This window comes from Aquitalea magnusonii, from assembly GCF_002217795.2.
Classification (GTDB): domain Bacteria; phylum Pseudomonadota; class Gammaproteobacteria; order Burkholderiales; family Chromobacteriaceae; genus Aquitalea; species Aquitalea magnusonii_B.
This window is the reverse complement of record NZ_AP018823.1, coordinates 3,170,683-3,187,030: the sequence shown is the minus strand read 5'-3', so window position 1 is coordinate 3,187,030 and position 16,348 is coordinate 3,170,683. Positions and strand designations below refer to the sequence as shown.

General features: G+C 61.7%; 15 protein-coding genes. 14 read left to right on the top strand and 1 reads right to left on the bottom strand.

The features are described 5' to 3' along the window. The first annotated feature begins 63 nt into the window (after nucleotides 1-63). The 13 genes from DLM_RS15165 (at nucleotide 64) to DLM_RS15105 (ending at nucleotide 14,038) form a co-directional block, all read left to right on the top strand. Nucleotides 64-1,182, top strand: a complete 1,119-nt coding sequence (locus DLM_RS15165) for an aromatic ring-hydroxylating oxygenase subunit alpha (protein WP_089085652.1) — start codon at nucleotides 64-66, stop codon at nucleotides 1,180-1,182. 173 nt (nucleotides 1,183-1,355) lie between these two features. Next, complete coding sequence (locus DLM_RS15160) at nucleotides 1,356-2,321, top strand: PDR/VanB family oxidoreductase (protein WP_089085653.1); 966 nt, start codon at nucleotides 1,356-1,358, stop codon at nucleotides 2,319-2,321. A 305-nt stretch (nucleotides 2,322-2,626) separates the two neighbouring features. Next, the gene (locus DLM_RS15155) at nucleotides 2,627-3,826 is read left to right on the top strand and encodes a glycine C-acetyltransferase (RefSeq protein WP_089085764.1); all 1,200 of its coding nucleotides are present in this window, start codon (nucleotides 2,627-2,629) and stop codon (nucleotides 3,824-3,826) included. Between the two features lie 62 nt (nucleotides 3,827-3,888). Then, nucleotides 3,889-4,914, top strand: coding sequence for an L-threonine 3-dehydrogenase (gene tdh, locus DLM_RS15150; protein ID WP_089085654.1), 1,026 nt, complete (start codon nucleotides 3,889-3,891; stop codon nucleotides 4,912-4,914). Between the two features lie 219 nt (nucleotides 4,915-5,133). After that, a complete protein-coding gene (gene hemG, locus DLM_RS15145) occupies nucleotides 5,134-6,471 on the top strand; it encodes a protoporphyrinogen oxidase (protein ID WP_089085655.1) in 1,338 nt (445 codons plus the stop codon). 104 nt (nucleotides 6,472-6,575) lie between these two features. Then, nucleotides 6,576-7,466 carry a glycine--tRNA ligase subunit alpha gene (glyQ, locus tag DLM_RS15140; RefSeq protein ID WP_089085656.1) on the top strand — a complete coding sequence of 297 codons (891 nt, stop codon included), beginning with the start codon at nucleotides 6,576-6,578 and terminating at the stop codon, nucleotides 7,464-7,466. Between the two features lie 6 nt (nucleotides 7,467-7,472). Continuing rightward, on the top strand, nucleotides 7,473-7,907 hold the full coding sequence (locus DLM_RS15135) for a surface-adhesin E family protein (protein WP_089085657.1): 435 nt from the start codon (nucleotides 7,473-7,475) through the stop codon (nucleotides 7,905-7,907). 3 nt (nucleotides 7,908-7,910) lie between these two features. Continuing rightward, nucleotides 7,911-9,971: a glycine--tRNA ligase subunit beta gene (gene glyS / locus DLM_RS15130; RefSeq protein ID WP_089085658.1), complete on the top strand. Its 2,061-nt coding sequence runs from the start codon at nucleotides 7,911-7,913 to the stop codon at nucleotides 9,969-9,971. A 107-nt stretch (nucleotides 9,972-10,078) separates the two neighbouring features. Further along, nucleotides 10,079-10,615: a D-glycero-beta-D-manno-heptose 1,7-bisphosphate 7-phosphatase gene (gmhB, locus tag DLM_RS15125; protein ID WP_089085659.1), complete on the top strand. Its 537-nt coding sequence runs from the start codon at nucleotides 10,079-10,081 to the stop codon at nucleotides 10,613-10,615. A gap of 29 nt (nucleotides 10,616-10,644) precedes the next feature. Beyond that, a complete protein-coding gene (locus DLM_RS15120; RefSeq protein ID WP_089085660.1) occupies nucleotides 10,645-11,415 on the top strand; it encodes a lysophospholipid acyltransferase family protein in 771 nt (256 codons plus the stop codon). Next, on the top strand, nucleotides 11,375-12,085 hold the full coding sequence (locus tag DLM_RS15115; protein ID WP_089085661.1) for a M48 family metallopeptidase: 711 nt from the start codon (nucleotides 11,375-11,377) through the stop codon (nucleotides 12,083-12,085). Before DLM_RS15120 ends, DLM_RS15115 begins: the two co-directional genes overlap by 41 nt. 41 nt (nucleotides 12,086-12,126) lie before the next feature. Continuing rightward, the gene (gloA, locus tag DLM_RS15110; RefSeq protein WP_089085662.1) at nucleotides 12,127-12,516 is read left to right on the top strand and encodes a lactoylglutathione lyase; all 390 of its coding nucleotides are present in this window, start codon (nucleotides 12,127-12,129) and stop codon (nucleotides 12,514-12,516) included. A gap of 121 nt (nucleotides 12,517-12,637) precedes the next feature. Continuing rightward, nucleotides 12,638-14,038 carry a sodium:proton antiporter gene (locus tag DLM_RS15105; RefSeq protein WP_089085663.1) on the top strand — a complete coding sequence of 467 codons (1,401 nt, stop codon included), beginning with the start codon at nucleotides 12,638-12,640 and terminating at the stop codon, nucleotides 14,036-14,038. A gap of 64 nt (nucleotides 14,039-14,102) precedes the next feature. On the opposite strand, the gene ypfH is transcribed toward DLM_RS15105, so the two are convergent. Beyond that, a complete protein-coding gene (ypfH, locus tag DLM_RS15100; RefSeq protein ID WP_089085664.1) occupies nucleotides 14,103-14,789 on the bottom strand; it encodes an esterase in 687 nt (228 codons plus the stop codon). Between the two features lie 155 nt (nucleotides 14,790-14,944). On the opposite strand from ypfH, the gene mpl reads away from it, so the two are divergent. Beyond that, the gene (gene mpl / locus DLM_RS15095) at nucleotides 14,945-16,330 is read left to right on the top strand and encodes a UDP-N-acetylmuramate:L-alanyl-gamma-D-glutamyl-meso-diaminopimelate ligase (RefSeq protein WP_089085665.1); all 1,386 of its coding nucleotides are present in this window, start codon (nucleotides 14,945-14,947) and stop codon (nucleotides 16,328-16,330) included. The last annotated feature ends 18 nt before the right edge of the window (nucleotides 16,331-16,348 follow it).

Sequence of the window (16,348 nt, the reverse complement as noted above, 5' to 3'; positions counted from 1 at the left end):
ACCGGACCAGCAAAGGGCAGACATGTGCAGCCCGGTGACCACCCCCAGCAGAGGAGAAGCTTCATGCATGACTACACCCGATTGAGCCCGGATTTCTGTGCCGATCCCGAGCGCGCCTGGACCCTGCCGGCCGCCTATTACAGCTCGGATAAGGTCTATCAGTTTGAGAAGGAGAAGATTTTCGCCCATAGCTGGCTTTGTGTGGCACATGGCAGTGAACTGGCCGAATCCAACGACTACATCACCCGTGAGGTGGCAGGTGAAAACATCATCGTGGTGCGTGGTCGGGATGGGGTATTGCGCAGTTTTTACAATGTCTGTCCGCACCGGGGACACCAGTTGCTGCAAGGCAGTGGCAGGGCCAAAAACGTGATTACCTGTCCCTATCACGCCTGGACTTTCAAGCTGGACGGTCAACTGGGCCATGCCCGCAATTGTGAAAACGTGGTCGATTTTGATCCGGACAAGGCTAGCTTGTCGGCGCTCAAGGTGGAGGAGTATGCCGGCTTTGTGTTCATCAACATGAATCTGGCGGCCGAGCCGGTGGAGCAGCAATTACCCGGTCTGGCCGACAGCTTGCGCAAGGCCTGTCCGGTGATCGACGAGCTGCAACTGGCGGCGCGCTTTGTTACCGCCACGCCGGCCAACTGGAAAATCATCGTCGACAACTACCTGGAGTGCTACCACTGTGCGCCGGCCCATCCGGGTTTTGCCGACTCGGTGCAGGTGGACAAATACACGCACACCCTGCATGGCAACTGGACGCTGCAGTTTGGGCTGGCCCGCTCCTCCGAGAAGTCTTTCAAGATCGACCCCTCGGTCAGCAACCCCAGCTTTAGCGGCTACTGGGCCTGGCCTTGCACCATGTTCAATGTCCCGCCCGGAGCCGACTTCATGACGGTGATTTATGAGTTCCCGATGGATGCCGAAACCACCTTGCAGCACTACGACATCTACTTCCGCAATAAGGAGCTGACGGCTGAGCAACAGGCACTGGTGGAGTGGTATCGCACCGTGTTCCGGCCAGAGGACCTGCGGCTGGTGGAAAGCGTGCAGCGCGGGCTGAAATCGCGCGGTTATCGCAGCCAGGGCCGCATCATGACCGACCGCCAGCGCAGCGGCATCAGTGAGCATGGCATTGCCCACTTCCATCACTTGGTGGCACGGCAGCATCAGGACTGATGCCACCTGCGGCGGCGCTGCCTGGCGGTGGCCGCCGCTGCCGTGATGTATCTGATGAGATTGCAAAATCCAATGCTGTGCCGACAGCCAGCGTATGTCTGAGGCCAATGCTGTCCGGCCTGCAGGGTGGGCATGCGCCTGCTCGGCTCAGTCAACTCCGAGCATGAATCGACATGAGCCTACAGTCCCCGAATATGAATGTCCGCGTAGTGCGGATCGAACAAGCCAGTCCGCTGATCAAACGCTTTACCTTGCAGGCCGCAGATGGCGGCCCGCTACCGGCCTTTGGCGGTGGCAGCCACATTATTGTGCAAATCCCGGCTGCCAACGGCCTGCTCCACAACGCTTATTCGCTGCTTAGCTCGCCTTTTCAGTTGGAGCAGTACCAGATTGCCGTGCGGCGCGAGGAAGCCTCCCGTGGTGGCTCGGCTTTCATGCACGCGCATGTGGCGGAGGGGGACATCTTGCAGATATCCCCGCCCAACAATTTATTCCCGCTGCATGCCACGCCGGGGCGCCACATTCTGCTTGCCGGCGGTATCGGCGTCACGCCCTTCATGGCGCAAATGGAGGAACTGCAGTCCAGCGGCGCAGCGTTTGAGCTGCACTATGCCTTTCGCAGTCGCGAGCAGGCGGCCTTTGTCGACGAGCTGGCGGCGCGTTACGGCGCGCACTGCCATTTTTATGACGCCGCCCGCGGCCAGTTGTGCAATGTTGCCGGCTTGCTGCAGCACATGGCCGAGCCGGACCATGTCTATGTCTGCGGGCCGCAGTCGCTGATTGAGGCGGTGCAGCAGGCTGGAGCAGGGCAGGGCATACCGCCAGCGCATCTGCATTGGGAGCAGTTTTCGGCCAGTACGCAAAGCGGGGAGGCATTTACCGTGGTGCTGGCCCGTTCCGGGCGGGAAATCCGGGTGGCGGCAGAACAAACCATTCTGCAAGCCATTGAGACCGATGGTGCGGTGGCGGTGGATTGCCTGTGCCGCGAAGGCGTGTGTGGCACCTGTGAAGTAGGCATTGTCGAGGGCGAGGCCGAGCACCGCGACCAATACTTCAGTGAAGAAGAAAAGCAGGCGCAAAACAGCCTGCTGATTTGCGTGTCACGCGCCAAAGGCCGCCGCATCGTGCTGGATCTGTAAAACCGCGCGCTGGGGCTGCCTGCAGGGCCGGGCAGCCGCCGTCGCTTGTGCTGTGCGTGGGCGGGCAGGGCAGCGGTTTGCCTGCCGCAGCGATGATCGTGCCGCCACCTTGTCTAAGCTGATGGTGACAGTCCCCCGCAACCGAATACTGCCATGGTGACAGCCGGCCCGTGATTTCCTTGACAACTGTCACTGATAAAGCCGGATACGCTGGGCTAGAATGGATGACAGTTTTCGGCGCGCGGTGATCCCGCTGCGACTGCAGTCCCGGCGCCTCACGATTGGCCTACAAGGACATCTCTGCCATGAACCATACCTATCTTGCCCACCTGGAAGCCACGCTGGCCCAAATCCGTGCTGATGGTTTTGAAAAGCCGGAACGGGTGATTGCCACCCCGCAGCGTGCCGATATCGCCCTGTCCGGTGGTGCGCATGTACTTAACTTCTGTGCCAACAACTATCTGGGGCTGGCCGATGATGCCCGCCTGATCGATGCCGCCAAGCGCGGGTTGGATGACTATGGCTATGGCTGCGCCTCGGTGCGCTTCATCTGCGGCACGCAGCAGATTCACAAAGACCTGGAGCAAGCCATTTCCGGCTTCCTCGGCACCGACGACACCATTCTGTATTCCAGCTGTTTCGACGCCAACGGCGGCGTGTTCGAAACCCTGCTGGGCGAAGAAGACGCGGTGATTTCCGACGAGCTGAACCACGCCTCCATCATCGATGGCGTGCGCCTGTGCAAGGCCAAGCGCTTCCGTTACAAGAACAACGACATGGCCGATCTGGAAGCCCAACTGCTTGCCGCCGAGGCGGCCGGTGCGCGCTTCAAGCTGATTGTCACCGATGGCGTGTTCTCCATGGACGGCATCATTGCCGACCTGAAAACCCTGTGCGAAGTGGCTGGCCGCCATGGTGCCATCGTGATGGTGGACGATTCCCATGCCGTTGGCTTCATCGGTGACAACGGTGCCGGTACGCCGGAACTGTGCGGCGTGGCCGACAAGGTGGACATCTACACCGGCACGCTGGGCAAGGCGCTGGGCGGGGCTTCCGGCGGCTATGTGTCCGGCCGCAAACCCATCATCGATCTGTTGCGTCAGCGTTCGCGCCCCTATCTGTTCTCCAACAGCCTGGCACCGGCCATTGCCGCGGCCAGCCTGGAAGTGCTCAAGCTGATCCAGTCCGAAGGCCAGTGCCTGCGCGCCCAGCTCAAGCGCAATGCCGAGCTGTTCCGCAATGAAATGTCCGCTGCCGGTTTCACCCTGGTGCCGGGCCAGCATCCCATCATTCCGGTGATGCTGGGCGATGCCCGCCTGGCCAGTGAAATGGCCGCCCGCCTGCTGCAGGAGGGCGTGTACGTGATCGGCTTCTCCTTCCCGGTGGTACCCAAGGGCAAGGCGCGCATTCGCACCCAGATGTCCGCCGGTCACACGGTGGAGCAGGTGCAGCGTGCGGTGGCCGCCTTCATCAAGGTGGGCCGTGAGCTGAAAGTGATCGATTGATCCTCCCTAACGCTGCCCGCTGGCCACAAGGCTGGCGGGCGTAGCACTGACAGGCAAATGCAATGAAAGCACTCTCCAAACTGAAATCCGCTCCCGGCCTGTGGATGAATGATGTGCCGCAACCGGAAATCGGCCATAACGACCTGCTGATCAAGATCAGCAAAACCGCCATCTGCGGCACCGACATCCATATCTGGAACTGGGACGAATGGGCGCAGAAGACCATTCCGGTGCCCATGCACGTCGGTCATGAATACGTGGGCGTAGTCGCCGCCATGGGCTCTGAAGTGCGCGGCTTTGAAATCGGCCAGCGCGTGTCCGGCGAAGGCCACATCACCTGCGGCCACTGCCGCAACTGTCGTGCCGGCCGTCGTCACCTGTGCCGCAACACCGTGGGCGTGGGCGTGAACCGCGAAGGCGCGTTTGCCGAATACCTGGTGATTCCGGCCTTCAATGCCTTCCCGATTCCGGACGACATCTCTGATGATCTGGCTGCCATCTTCGACCCCTTCGGCAATGCGGTGCATACCGCGCTGTCCTTCAATCTGGTGGGTGAGGATGTGCTGATCACCGGGGCCGGCCCCATCGGCATCATGGCGGTGGCCATTGCCAAGCATGTGGGCGCACGGCATATCGTGATTACCGACGTCAACGACTATCGCCTGGAGCTGGCGCGCCAGATGGGGGCCAGCCGTGCGGTAAATGTGGCGCGGGAAGACCTGAAACAGGTGATGAGCGAGCTGCACATGTGTGAAGGCTTTGATGTGGGCCTGGAAATGTCCGGCAACCCGCAGGCCTTCCGCCAGATGCTGGAAACCATGAACCATGGCGGCAAGGTGGCGCTGCTGGGCATTCCGCCGGCCAATACCGCCATCGACTGGAACCAGGTCATCTTCAAGGGCCTGGAAATCAAGGGCATCTATGGCCGGGAAATGTTTGAAACCTGGTACAAGATGGTGGCGCTGATCCAGTCCGGGCTGGATATCCGTCCCATCATCACCCATCACTTCAAGGTGGATGATTTTGAGCAGGGCTTCGCCGCCATGCTGTCCGGTCAGAGCGGCAAGGTGATTCTGGACTGGAACTGAGCACCGCAGCCAAAAAAACCTGTAGTGGCGCGTATTGCCGCAGCGACGGCTGCCATTTGGCAGCCGCTGACGGCATGGCATGATGTGCAGCAAAACCGGCGTCAGCCGGTTTTTTCTTGTCTGCGCTCACCGTTGGCGCATGGTTTGACCCGGCGCAAGCCCGCTTGGGGCCGGGCGTCGCACACTGCTGGCTGACTGGATTGAGCAGGATGTGCAGCAATGATCGCGGTAATCGGGGCCGGGGTATCCGGCCTGTCCTGTGCCTGGTGGCTGCGCCAGCAGGGCATGGCGGTGCAGGTGTTCGAAGCGGATGACAGGGTGGGCGGCAAGGTGCGCAGCGTGCAGGGTGAGCGGGTACTGGCCGAGGCCGGCCCGCACACGCTGTATGTCAATGCCGCCACTTGTAACTGGCTGCGGCAGTTGGGTTTGCAGCCATTTTCTCCTGCGCCGGCCAGTCACTTGCGCCATGTGCTGTGGCAGGGGAGATACCACGCGCTGCCCACCGGACTGTTCAGCCTGCTGGGCAGCCACTATCTGAGCCGTGCCGCCAAATGGCGTTTGCTTAGCGAGCCGTGGCGGCGCAGCCCGCCTGCAGCAGCAACGGAGTCGGTGGCTGATTTTGTGCGCCGCCGCCTGGGAGATGAGTGGCTGGACAAGCTGATTGCGCCCATGATGGGAGGCGTTTTTGCCGGCGATGCCGAAGCGCTGCTGATGCAGGAGGCGCTGCCATGGCTGGCGCAGTTGGAGTCACAGGCCGGCTCCATCGGCAAGGGCATGTTGTGGCAGCTATGCCGTGGCCGGCTGAAGCGCAAGCAGGCCGTGTCGCTGCAAGGCGGGTTGGCGCAGTTGCCGCTGCGGCTGGCCAGCGCGCTGGATGTCCATCTTTCCTGCCCGGTACTGCGGTTGGAACGGCGGCAGCGGCAGTGGCTGCTGCATACGCCACACGGAAGTTGCATGGCACAGCAGGTGGTGTTGGCCCTGCCTGCCGCGGCGGCTGCCCGCCTGTTGCTGGATGTGGATGCCACGGCTGCCCGCGCCTTGCAGCAAGTGGTGTATGCCCCGATGAGCGTGGTGAGTACGCTAGTGGACCGGGCGAAGCTGTGGCGGCCCCTGCCAGGCTTCGGTGCCTTGCATGCGCCTGGCGAACAGGCATTTGCCGCCGGCCACCTGATGAGCAGCAATATCTATCCGCAGCGCGTGGCCAGCTCCCTGTGCCATATCACCAGTTTTGTCGGTGGCCAGCTATACCGGCAACAAGCCATGCTGGCCGACGAGGCTTTGCTGGCCGGACTCAAGCAGGAGTTGGCCCACAAGCTTGGTCTGCAGGGCCAGCCGCTGGAGCAGCAGATTTTCCGCTGGCCACAGGCGCTGCCGCAGGCCACGGCAGCCATTGCCCCGGCCCGTACTGCGATGCAGGGGCTGGCCGGGCAGGGGGTGCATGTGTGCGCGGCCTGGCTGGATGGGGCCGCCTTGTCTGCCTGTCTGGACAAGGGCAGGCAACTGGCCTGTGCGCTTGCCGAGCATGCATCAGCGCAGCGCAGTTGCCCTGTCGATTAGCGCAATGCACAACGCGCTGCCGCTTTCGCCCACTGCCTTGCTTTGCGCCGGGGGCGCTAGGCGGTAGAATCGACCTTTGACTTTTTACTCGCTACCCCACGTCTATGCTTACCTTCCAGGAAATCATCCTTACCCTCCAGAATTATTGGAACGAGCAAGGGTGCGTCATCATGCAACCCTTCGACATGGAGGTGGGCGCCGGTACCTCGCATCCGGCCACCTGTCTGCGTGCCATCGGCCCTGAGCCGTGGAATGCCGCCTATGTACAACCGTCGCGTCGTCCCAAGGATGGCCGCTACGGCGAAAACCCCAACCGTCTGCAGCATTACTACCAGTTCCAGGTAGCGCTCAAGCCGTCGCCGGCCAATATCCAGGACCTCTACCTGGGCTCGCTCAAGGTGCTGGGCATCGACCCCACCGTACACGACATCCGCTTTGTGGAAGATGACTGGGAAAACCCGACACTGGGTGCCTGGGGTCTGGGCTGGGAAGTCTGGCTGAACGGCATGGAAGTCACCCAGTTCACCTACTTCCAGCAAGTGGGCGGCCTGGACTGCAAGCCGGTGCTGGGTGAAATCACCTACGGTATCGAGCGTCTGGCCATGTATCTGCAAGGCGTGGAAAACGTGTACGACCTGCTGTGGACGGTGTATCCCAACGGTCAGCGCGTGACCTACGGCGATGTGTACCACCAGAACGAAGTGGAGCAGTCCACTTACAACTTCGAACACGCCAATGTGCCCAAGCTGTTCGAACTGTTCAGCTACTACGAATCCGAAGCCAAGCGCCTGCTGGACATCCCGCTGGCGCTGCCGGCTTACGAAATGGTGCTCAAGGCCGGTCACTGCTTCAACCTGCTGGATGCGCGTGGTGCCATCTCGGTAACCGAACGTGCCACCTATATCGGCCGGGTACGCACCCTGTCGCGTGGTGTGGCCCAGGCTTACTACGCCGCGCGCGAGGCACTGGGTTTCCCCATGTGCCCCAAGGCCTGACCGGCCATGAAAACACGGATCAGTCTGCTTCTGGCCCTGCTGTCCCTGCCCGCCATGGCGGCAGAACCTGACTGGGGCGTTTACCAGCAAGGTTCCGCGCTGGAACTGGCCATGGACCGTAATTCCATCTGGGTGGAAAAGGACGGGCTGGTCCATTTTGTGAATCAGGAGCGCTTTAGCGAACGTCAGTACGACAAGGCTACCGACATCAAGTATTTCATCCGGCGTACCAGCGGTTATGCCAGCTGCAGCAAGCAGCAATATACCTTTGTCGGCTTCGAATATGCCGACAAGCGTGGCCGCCAGCTTTACTCCACCATGTTCCCGGTACAACGTTTTGCCTGGAAATGGCAGTCGGTGGAACAAGGCTCGGTTGCCGACACCATGCTGCAAGTCGTGTGCTATCTCGCCAAATCCGCTCCGCACAAGAAACCTGAATAAATCATGAACGCCACCCTGCTTATCGAGTTGCTCACCGAAGAGCTGCCGCCCAAGGCGCTGGAAAAGCTGTCGCACAGCTTTGGCCAGACCATTACCGAAGAACTGAAAAAACTGCAGTTTGTGGCTGCCGATGCCGCCGCCACCGTGTTTGCCTCGCCGCGCCGCCTAGCCGTGCAAGTCCCGGCCGTGCTGGCCGTGCAGCCGGACCAGAAAATCGTGCGCAAGGGCCCGGCTGTGGCCGCCGGCATGAAGGATGGCCAGCCCACCCCGGCACTGGCTGGTTTTGCCCGCTCCTGCGGCGTGGATGTTTCCGCGCTCACCACCATGAGCGATGGCAAGCAGGACGTGTTTGCCTATGAAAGCACCAAGACCGGTGAAGCACTGTCCGCAGTACTGACCGACATCGTTGCCCTGGCGCTGAAAAAGCTGCCGATTCCCAAGCTGATGCGCTGGGCCGACTACGACTACCAGTTTGTGCGTCCGGTGCATGGCCTGATCATGCTGTGGGGCGAAACCGTGATTGAGGGCAGCCTGCTGGGCCTGTCCAGCCGCAACGCCACTCGTGGCCACCGCTTCCTGTCCTCGGGCGATGTGTTTGTGGAAAAAGCCGACGACTACGCCCGCGTGCTGTTCGAGCAGGGCAAGGTACTGGCCAGCTTTGACGCCCGCCGCGAGCTGATCAGGAAACGCCTGGCCGACGCCGCTGCCGTGCATGGTGCCACCATTGCCGCCGACGACGCTTTGCTGGACGAAGTGACCGCGCTGGTGGAATGGCCGGTGGTACTGGAAGCCGGCTTTGAAGCCGAATTCCTCAAGGTGCCGCAGGAATGCCTGATCCTGACCATGCAGCAGAACCAGAAGTACTTCCCGCTGCTGGATGCCAAGGGCAAGCTGATGAACCGCTTCCTGCTGGTGTCCAATCTGGAAACCGCCGATCCCAGCCACATCATCCAGGGTAATGAGCGCGTACTGCGCGCCCGTCTGTCCGATGCCAAGTTCTTCTTCGAGCAGGACCAGAAAGCCCGTCTGGAAACCCGTCTGGCCAAGCTGGCCGAAGTGGTTTACCACAACAAGATCGGCAGCCAACTGGAGCGCGTGGAACGCCTGCAAGCCATTGCCGGCCAGATTGCCGCCCTGCTGGGCGCGGACCAGTCCGTGGCCGAGCGTGCCGCCTTGCTGGCCAAGGCCGACCTGGTGACCGACATGGTGGGTGAATTCCCCGAGCTGCAAGGTGTGATGGGCATGTACTACGCCCAGCACGACGGCGAAAGCGAGGTGGTTGCCGCCGCCATCGAAGGCCACTACCACCCGCGTTTTGCCGGTGACAGCCTGCCGCAGGGCGATATCGCCACTGCCGTGGCTTTGGCCGACAAGCTGGAAGCCATTGTCGGCATCTGGGGCATCGGCCTGATTCCGACCGGCGACAAGGACCCGTACGCGCTGCGTCGCGCCGCCCTGGGCGTGCTGCGCATGGCACTGGCCGCCAAGCTGGACCTCAAGGCCCTGCTGGCGCTGGTGGCTGCCGCCTTCCCGGCTGGCAAGCTGTCCGCCACCACGGCTGACGAAGTGTTCGCCTTCATGATGGACCGCCTGAAGAACTACCTGGCGGCTGACTATCAGGCCGACGAAGTGGAAGCCGTGCTGGCGCTCGCTCCGTCCACCCTGAACGAAGTACCGGCCGTACTGGCCGCCGTGGCTGCCTTCAAGGCACTGCCGGAAGCCGCTACCCTGGCCGCCGCCAACAAGCGGGTGAAGAACATCCTGAAGAAGGTGGAAGGCGAAGTGGGTTCGGTAAACCCGGCCTTGCTGAGCGAAGCCGCCGAGCAGGCGCTGTTTGCCGCGGTGAGCGAACTGGCACCGCAGGTGGACGCCAAGTTTGCCGCCCACGACTTTGCCGGTGCGCTGGCCCAGCTCTCCAGCCTGAAGGCACCGGTGGATGCCTTCTTTGATGGCGTGATGGTGATGGCGGACGATCTGGCCGTACGTGCCAACCGTATTGCCTTGCTGGCCAGTCTGGCAGCCCTGTTCAACCGCGTGGCGGACATCTCGCTGCTGGCGGATTAACCCGGGAGGGGAGTGGAGGGTCGGGAATAGGGAGTGGGCAACAAGCCAGGCTCCATAACTCTCTACTCGCCACTCCCCACTCCCTTCTGTGGAAGTGCTTTCTCAACATGAAACTCGTTATCCTGGATCGCGACGGTGTCATCAATGAAGACCGCGATGACTTCGTCAAGAACACCATGGAATGGGTACCGCTGCCGCACAGTCTGGAAGCGATAGCCAATCTGACCCAGGCGGGCTGGCGCGTGGTGGTGGCCACCAATCAGTCTGGCCTTGCCCGTGGCCTGTTCGATGTGCATGCGCTCAACGCCATGCATGAGAAGATGCACCGTCTGGTGGGGCAGGCGGGTGGCCGTATCGATGCCGTAGCCTATTGCCCGCACGGGCCGGATCACGGCTGTGAATGCCGCAAGCCGCTGCCGGGCATGGTGCTGGAGCTGGCCGAGCGTTTCAATGTCAAGCTGCAGGGCCTGCCGCTGATTGGCGACAGCCTGCGCGATCTGGAATCCGTTGCCGCCGTGGGTGGCCAGCCCATCCTGGTGCGCACCGGTAAAGGCATGCAAACCCTGGCAAAGGGCGGCTTGCCCGAAGGCACGCTGGTGTTCGACGATCTGTTTGACGCGGCCGAGCACCTGATCAATTCCTGAAGTGCTTTGTTGTGAGGCTGAATTAACCCATGATCTGGATTCGTAACCTGATTTACTGGCTGTTGCTGCTGATTGTCACGCCGCTGTGCTTTCTGGGCCTGTTCATTGCCGCGCCGCTGCCACGGCGTACCCGCCATGTATTTGGTGAAAGCTGGGCCAAGATCATGCTGTGGCTGCTGGTGCATGTGGTTGGCCTGAAATACCGGGTGATCGGTGCCGAGAACATCCCGTCGGTGCCCTCCATCATCTGTTCCAAGCACCAGTCCGGCTGGGAAACCCTGGCCTTGCAGAAAATCTTTCCTTCGCAGATTTACGTGGCCAAGCGCGAGCTGCTGTGGCTGCCCTTCTTCGGCTGGGGCCTGGCCTTGATGAACCCGATTGCCATCAACCGTTCCGACCGTGCCCGCGCCAACGACCGCATGCTCAAGCAGGGGCTGGAACGCAAGAAGCACGGCTTCTGGATTACCGTGTTTCCGGAAGGCACCCGCACCAAGCCGGGCGTGGCTGGCAAGTACAAGCATGGTGCGGCGCGCATGTCGCGCCAGTTGGACATGCCCTTGGTGCCGGTGGCGCACAATGCCGGCGAATTCTGGCCGCGCAATGCCTTTTTGAAGTATCCGGGTGAAATCACCGTGGTGATCGGCCCGGCCATCTACCCGCAAGACGGTGTCGGCCCCGAAGCCATGACCCAGCAGGCGCAGCAGTGGATTGAAGCGCGCCAGCAGGAAATCGGCGGCGTCGGCCCGTTTGCCCATCCCGATGACAAGCGCCGCCGCCTGGACCGTCCTGCCGCTGCCTGAGGGCGCGGTGGAGGTGCATCTGGTACGCCGGATGCGCAAAAGCATAGGCATCCGCATTGCCGATGGCCGGGTGGAGCTGATTGCCCATCCACGTGTTACCCAGGCGCGCCTGCATGAGGTGCTGCAGGCGCGGCGCGACTGGATTGCCCGCCATGTGGTAATGCAGCGGGAACAAAAGCAGCAACTGGCCGATCAGACTGGTTTAACCTATCTGGGACGCCCGCTATCCATTCAACTGCTGGGTGGAGTGCGTCGGACTGCCCGGCTGGACGGCGAGGTATTGCAAGTTGCCGGCATCCAGCCCGGCGATGAAGCCGGCCTGCAGGCCGTGGTGTCTGCCTGGCTCAAGCGTCAGGCACAGTTGTTGTTTGCCCAGCGCATGGCCTTGCTGCAGCCACAGTGTCCACGTCCTCCCGGCAAGCTGTCGCTGTCTGCGGCACGCACGCGCTGGGGCAGTTGTACTGCGCGGGGCGATATCCGGCTTAACTGGCGGCTGGTGCAGGCCCCGCTAGTGATCATCGATTACGTGCTGGCCCACGAGCTGGCTCATCTGCAGCACATGAACCATTCGGCGGCGTTCTGGATGGAAACCGCCCGCCTGTTTCCCGACTGGAAAAATGCGCGCCACTGGCTGAAGCAACAGGGCAGCAGTCTGTTCCGTTTCGGTTAGCCGGGGGCAAGGCGTCGCCCTCATCATTACAGGAGTCCACTATGCAATTTCTGCACACCATGCTGCGCGTCGGCAATCTGGAACGTTCGCTGGCTTTTTATCAAGACGTGCTGGGCATGCGCCTGCTGCGCCGCCAGGATTACCCGGAAGGCCGCTTCACCCTGGCCTTTGTCGGCTACGGTGACGAAGCCGACCACACCGTGCTGGAGCTGACCCACAACTGGGATACCGACAGCTATGAACTGGGCAACGCCTTCGGCCATATCGCCATCGGCGTGGATGATGCCTACCAGGCCTGTGACGCGGTGCGTGCCAAGGGGGGCAAGGTGGTGCGTGAGGCTGGTCCGATGAAACACGGCACCACCGTCATTGCTTTCGTGGAAGATCCGGATGGTTATAAGATCGAGTTTATCCAGAAGGGTAGTGATTAAGCCCGCAAGACAAATGCCTGTCGTGACGACAGGGGGACTCAAGAGGCTGGAGCGGTGTCTTCCAGCCTTTTTCATGTGCATGCTCCTGCCTTAGCGGCGGGCAGCTTAAACCGGAGCCTAGATGATCACCTTGCGCCACCTCGCCAGTCTGATTTTGCTTGCCCTGCTGCCGGCCATGGCACAGGCGGCCGATCTGGATGGCACCACCCTCAGCCTGGCCTGGGGGCTGCCTTTTGCCGGCATTCTGTTGTCCATTGCCCTGTTTCCCATTTTTGCCCCCGGCTTCTGGCACCACCATTTTGGCAAGATCACCGCCTGCTGGACGCTACTGTTTCTGCTGCCCTTTACCGCCAGCTTCGGGCTGGCCAGCGTGTTGAGCCTGATCGTGCATGCGCTGCTGGCCGAGTACATTCCCTTCATCATGCTGCTGCTGGCGCTGTATACGGTGTCGGGCGGCATTCTGGTGGCGGGCAGCCTGCATGGTTCGCCCAAGGTCAATACCGCCATCCTGGCCATCGGCACGGCACTGGCTTCCATCATGGGCACCACCGGGGCGGCCATGCTGCTGATTCGTCCCTTGCTGAAGGCCAATGACAACCGCAAACACCAGGTGCATGTGGTGGTGTTCTTTATTTTCCTGGTGGCCAATATCGGCGGCGGGCTTACCCCGCTGGGCGACCCGCCGCTGTTTCTGGGCTTTCTCAAGGGCGTAACCTTTGGCTGGACCTTCCAGCACATGCTGCTGCCGGTATTGCTGCTGTCCCTGACGCTCTTGCTGGTGTTCTTCCTGTTGGACAGCTATTTTTACCGGCGCGAGGACGAAGAGTTCAAGCCCCATCACGATCAGCCGTTACGGCTGTATGGCAAGGGCAACTTCCTGTTGCTGGCCGGCGTGGTGGGGGCGGTGCTGTTGTCCGGCTTCTGGCAGCCGGGCATTCATCTGGAAGTGGCCGGGGTGCATGCCGAGCTGCAAAACCTGGTGCGTGACGGGCTGCTGCTATTGCTGGCGCTGGCCTCTTTGTGGCTGACGCCCAAGCAAGTGCGGGCCGGCAATGAGTTTAACTGGGACCCGATCCTGGAGGTGGGCAAGTTGTTTGCCGGCATTTTCATCACCATCGCACCGGCCATTGCCATCTTGCGCGCCGGTACTGCCGGGCAGTTGGCGGCACTGGTGCATGCGGTATCCGGGGCGGATGGTCAGCCGCTGAATGCCATGTATTTCTGGATGACCGGTCTGCTGTCCAGCTTTCTGGACAATGCGCCCACCTATCTGGTGTTCTTCAATCTGGCAGACGGTAATGCCGTCACGCTGATGGGGCCGCTGGCGCAAACCTTGCTGGCCATTTCCATGGGCGCGGTGTTCATGGGCGCCAATACCTATATCGGCAATGCGCCCAACTTCATGGTCAAGGCCATTGCCGAGCAACGCGGCGTGGCCATGCCCAGCTTCTTTGCCTACATGCTGTGGTCCATCTGCGTACTGCTGCCGCTGTTTGCCCTGCTGACCTGGGTGTTCTTCTGATGTAAAACGGCGCGCCGCCGTTTCCGGGGCGCGCCGCGGCTGTCATCCTGCCGGATTGTTCTGCTTACCTGGCTTTGACGGCCAGTTGTTGCGGACTGGCGCTCATCGCCTCATCCCATACATGTTTGGGAATATGGGATTGCAGGTATTCCAGCGCTTTTTCCAGCAGGTCTTCATGCAACTGGTGGCCGACGAAAGGCTCGATTTCGGCTGTCACATCACCACCCAGGGCAAGCAGGTGTTCCGCCGCCTGCACGCTATGTAGATACGGAATCACCGGATCGGCCTTGCCATGGAACAGATGGATGGTGGTGTGCGGCAGGGCGCGCGCCGGCAGGCTGGCAAAGCGCCCGCTGAAGGCCAGCACCCGGCTGGCCAGCGCCGGGTAGGCCACCGCCGCTTCCAGCGCCATGATGGCCCCCTGGCTAAAGCCCAATAAGGCAGTGGCGGCATGGCCCAGACCGCTTTGTTGCTGCCAGTATTCCACCGCCGCCACAAAGGCGGGCAGCGCGTCGGCAATGCGTTGCGGGCGGTTTGCCTCGGTCACGCCCTGTACCGAAAACCATTGAAAACCCTGTCCCAGATCACTCTCATCCGCTCCCGCCACGCTGACAATCAGTGCCTGCGGAAAGCTGCGGGCCAGCATATTGCCAACTGGCTGCATGTGTGCGGGGCTGGCACCCACGCCGTGAAACAGCAGCATCAGTTGCTGCGGGGTGGCGGGCTGTTGAATGACGATATCGTGGCGCATGCCTGTTCTCCGGAAGGTCTGCCAGCATGCTGTGGTGCTGCCGGACGGAAATGATGGCGCACGGCTGCTGAGCCCATGCGCGCGAACGAGAGTGAAATATAAGGCCAATGCGGCGTTATAATAGCCCCCTCGCGGTTAACACAGCATTCACTCACATGCACATTCATATCCTGGGCATTTGCGGCACCTTCATGGGCGGCATTGCTGCCATCGCCAAACAGGCAGGCCATACCGTTACCGGCTGCGATGCCAATGTTTATCCTCCGATGAGTACCCAGTTGGAGGCCATGGGCATCACCCTCACCCAGGGATTCGGGGCCGAGCAACTGGAGCTGGGTGCCGACATGTATGTGGTGGGCAATGTGGTGACGCGCGGCAAGCCGCTGATGGAGGAAATCCTCAATCGCGGCCTGCCGTATATTTCCGGCCCGCAGTGGCTGGCGGAAAACGTGCTGCACGACAAATGGGTGCTGGCGGTAGCCGGTACCCACGGCAAGACCACCACCAGCTCCATGCTGGCGTGGATTCTGGAAGACGCCGGCCTGGCTCCGGGCTTCCTGATTGGCGGCATTCCGCAGAACTTTGGCGTTTCGGCCCGCCTGCCCGGTCGTCCGGCACAAGACCCGGCCAGCACCAGCCCCTTCTTTGTGATCGAGGCGGATGAATACGACACCGCTTTCTTCGACAAGCGTTCCAAGTTTGTCCACTACCGGCCACGCACTGCCATTCTGAATAATCTGGAATACGATCATGCCGACATCTTCGCTGATCTGGCGGCTATCGAGACGCAATTCCATCACCTGGTACGCACCATCCCGGCACAAGGCCTGATTGTCAATAATGGCCGCGAGGCCAGCCTGAGCCGGGTGCTGGAGCGTGGCTGCTGGACGCCGGTGGAAGCATTCGGCGTGGCTGATGGCTGGCAAGCGGGCGAGCCGGATGCCAATGGCCACTTCGATGTATTGCTGCATGGCCAGCTGCAAGGCCGGGTGGAGTGGGAACTGATGGGCGAGCACAACCGCCTGAATGCGGTGGCCGCCATTGCCGCCGCCCGCCACGCCGGAGTGGCCGTGCGCGATGCCATTGCTGCGCTGGGGCGCTTTGACAACGTCAAGCGGCGCATGGAAGTGCGCGGCAAGGTGGCGGGCGTTACCGTGTATGACGACTTTGCCCATCACCCCACCGCCATTGCCACCACGCTGGAAGGCTTGCGCCGTCATGTGGGGGATGCGCGCATTCTGGCAGTGCTGGAGCCGCGCTCCAACACCATGAAGCTGGGCACCATGAAGGACGCGCTGCCTGCTTCGCTGGCACTGGCCGACCGGGTGTTCTGCTCGGCCGCCGGCCTTAACTGGAGCCCGGCCGAGGCCTTGCAGCCGATGGGCGACAAGGCGGAGACCTTTGATCAACTGGATGCCTTGATTGCCGCGATTCTGGCCGAGGCGCGCAGCGGCGATCATCTCCTGGTGATGAGTAATGGCGGTTTTGGCGGCATTCACCAGAAGCTGCTGGACGGACTGTCCATGCGCCAGCCTGCCTGATGGGCTGGCCACTGGCCG

Bases quoted from the DNA above. Each gene is read 5' to 3' on its own strand.
- DLM_RS15105 (WP_089085663.1), top strand. From the start codon at position 12,638: ATGATCACCTTGCGCCACCTCGCCAGTCTGATTTTGCTTGCCCTGCTG.
- tdh (WP_089085654.1), top strand. From the start codon at position 3,889: ATGAAAGCACTCTCCAAACTGAAATCCGCTCCCGGCCTGTGGATGAAT.
- DLM_RS15155 (WP_089085764.1), top strand. From the start codon at position 2,627: ATGAACCATACCTATCTTGCCCACCTGGAAGCCACGCTGGCCCAAATC.
- DLM_RS15115 (WP_089085661.1), top strand. From the start codon at position 11,375: ATGACAAGCGCCGCCGCCTGGACCGTCCTGCCGCTGCCTGAGGGCGCG.
- DLM_RS15120 (WP_089085660.1), top strand. From the start codon at position 10,645: ATGATCTGGATTCGTAACCTGATTTACTGGCTGTTGCTGCTGATTGTC.
- glyQ (WP_089085656.1), top strand. From the start codon at position 6,576: ATGCTTACCTTCCAGGAAATCATCCTTACCCTCCAGAATTATTGGAAC.
- ypfH (WP_089085664.1), bottom strand. From the start codon at position 14,789: ATGCGCCACGATATCGTCATTCAACAGCCCGCCACCCCGCAGCAACTG.
- DLM_RS15135 (WP_089085657.1), top strand. From the start codon at position 7,473: ATGAAAACACGGATCAGTCTGCTTCTGGCCCTGCTGTCCCTGCCCGCC.
- hemG (WP_089085655.1), top strand. From the start codon at position 5,134: ATGATCGCGGTAATCGGGGCCGGGGTATCCGGCCTGTCCTGTGCCTGG.
- DLM_RS15165 (WP_089085652.1), top strand. From the start codon at position 64: ATGCATGACTACACCCGATTGAGCCCGGATTTCTGTGCCGATCCCGAG.
- glyS (WP_089085658.1), top strand. From the start codon at position 7,911: ATGAACGCCACCCTGCTTATCGAGTTGCTCACCGAAGAGCTGCCGCCC.
- gmhB (WP_089085659.1), top strand. From the start codon at position 10,079: ATGAAACTCGTTATCCTGGATCGCGACGGTGTCATCAATGAAGACCGC.
- gloA (WP_089085662.1), top strand. From the start codon at position 12,127: ATGCAATTTCTGCACACCATGCTGCGCGTCGGCAATCTGGAACGTTCG.
- mpl (WP_089085665.1), top strand. From the start codon at position 14,945: ATGCACATTCATATCCTGGGCATTTGCGGCACCTTCATGGGCGGCATT.
- DLM_RS15160 (WP_089085653.1), top strand. From the start codon at position 1,356: ATGAGCCTACAGTCCCCGAATATGAATGTCCGCGTAGTGCGGATCGAA.